Annotated in this window: 2 protein-coding genes; both read left to right on the plus strand. The window is 42.1% G+C overall.

All coding sequences use genetic code 11. The features are described from left to right. A partial coding sequence (locus C508_RS0117290; protein WP_018704823.1) for a nitroreductase family protein occupies positions 1 to 906 on the plus strand: 906 nt, incomplete at its 5' end. A gap of 178 nt (positions 907 to 1084) precedes the next feature. Then, positions 1085 to 1987 (plus strand): phosphoribosylaminoimidazolesuccinocarboxamide synthase, encoded by a 903-nt coding sequence (locus C508_RS0117295; protein ID WP_018704824.1) that lies wholly within the window; start codon positions 1085 to 1087, stop codon positions 1985 to 1987. The last annotated feature ends 186 nt before the right edge of the window (positions 1988 to 2173 follow it).

Genomic DNA, 2173 nt, shown 5'->3' on the forward strand with positions numbered 1-2173 from the left:
TCCTATGCTTATCAACGAAATTCAACAACAGTTGAGCAAAAGCGCTTAGCTATTTCGGAGTGCGATGGTTTTTGCGAACATTCCTTGACACTATCCGGGCTTTGCTCGGAAATTTGCGGCAGTAAGGTCATAGAAATGGAAAATGGTAAACCAATTTTTCGTAATCCTGAATTATGCTGCTCTTGTGGACATTGTGCTGCTATTTGCCCTAAAGAAGCATTGCAATCCGAAGGTCATAATACAAATGATTTTGAAATAATACAATTGGATTCAGCTTCAAGTGAGATTGAAAAGCTTCTCACTACCAAGCGTTCCGTTAGGGAATTTAAGGATACACCCTTAGAAAAAGAAACAATAGAAAGGCTCATTGCTTATGCGGAAAAAGCTCCAAGCTCCACAAACAATAGACATAGAAAATATATCGTAGTAACAAATACAGAAATAAAAAATAAAATTGAAAAGTGTGTTGTGGATGAATTTTGGAAGTACAGATTTTGGCTAAATCCATTAGTCCTAGGCTTGGCGGATATTTTCAGCAAAAAGACAGCTCATTTCTTATGGCTATTGAAAAAAGATATTGAACATATGAAAAACGAATATGAGAAAAAACAAAACCCGGTTTTTCGAGATGCTCCGGCGGTCATTTTTGGTATAGCGCCCAAAGATGACATTCAGGCCAAGGACGACAGTATTATAGCGCAGCAATATATGATGCTTTTTGCGCAGTCAATCGGTATTGGAAGCTGTGTAATAGGTTATGCTACTCATGTTCATAAAGCGTTGGAAAGAGTATTAAAGGTGCCCAAGGGATACTCAATTTTTTCAACAGGAATTTTTGGTTATCAAAAATACCAATACTTAAAAGAGATTAGATATACAAAGAAGCCTGAATTTGAAATACTATGACTGTAAATAGTCAGCATTGCATGATAAAATATTGTTAAGCGTGAAGATACTCGCCGTGGAAGCGCGGCGGTGGTTTTCGCCAAAAAAATTTGCCGCAACCAATAGGTATGGTTTCCTACATTTCTGCTGGAGTTTTTGGGGACCATCTGTCCGCTGTAGGCATAGAAGGAGTAGAAATATGAAAGTAGTCGCTGAGACGAACATTAAAGAATACCCTATGATAGCCAAGGGGAAGGTACGGGACATTTATGAAATTGATCAGGAAACACTATTGTTGGTAACCACCGACCGCATGTCGGCGTTTGACGTGATTATGGATAGACCCATTCCTTTCAAGGGCGTGGTTCTAAATCAGATAACCCTATTTTGGATGGAGAAATTTCAGGATATAGTTCCTAACCATATTATTTCCGCTGATACTAAGGATCTGCCTGACAACCTCAAGCCCTACTGCGATGAATTGGAAGGGCGATTCTTGCTGGCGAAAAAAGCCAAACCATTACCGTTGGAATGCATTGTGCGCGGACATATCACCGGGTCTGGTTGGAAGGATTATCTAGCCAAAGGATCGGTTTGCGGACATGTATTGCCAAAGAATCTCGTTGAATCCGCAAAGCTGGAGGAGGTTCTCTTCACTCCCTCTACAAAGGCGGAATTGGGAACTCACGACGAAAACATTACCGAGGAAGAGGGGGAAAAACTCATCGGCAGTGAGTTGTATAAGAAGTTGCGCGAAACTTCCGTTGCTATCTTCAAGCAGGCGCGCGCCTATGCCGAGACTCGAGGCATTATCATTGCAGATACCAAGTTCGAATTTGGTCTTCTTGACGGGAAGTTGATATGGATCGATGAAGCCCTGACTCCGGACTCTTCTCGCTTCTGGCCGCAGGAAGGATATGAGCCTGGCAAGTCCCAGCCGAGCTTCGACAAACAAATTCTGCGCGACTGGCTGACTAAACAACCTTGGGACATGACGCCGCCTCCTCCGGCTTTGCCAGACGAGTTGGTTCTTGAAACCGCAAAGCGTTATGTTGAAGCATACCAACTGCTCACGGGTAAGGAACTTGGAGTGAACCTGTAGACCTTTTTTACTTAAGGTGTAAAATCGTTCTCTTGAAACACATGTCGAGTGCGTGGTGTTGATAGAACGAAAAAAGCCTTAAACCATAAGTTGATGTGACCCCAATAAGTTAGACTTTATAGCGTATCAGTTTTTACTGGTACGCTATGTTTATGCAGCATTAAGATGAAGCCTGTATTCTAGAGG

This window comes from Anaeromusa acidaminophila DSM 3853 (assembly GCF_000374545.1).
GTDB lineage: Bacteria > Bacillota > Negativicutes > Anaeromusales > Anaeromusaceae > Anaeromusa > Anaeromusa acidaminophila.

Coding starts and splice junctions, on each gene's coding strand:
- C508_RS0117295 (WP_018704824.1), top strand. CDS start 1,085: ATGAAAGTAGTCGCTGAGACGAACATTAAAGAATACCCTATGATAGCC.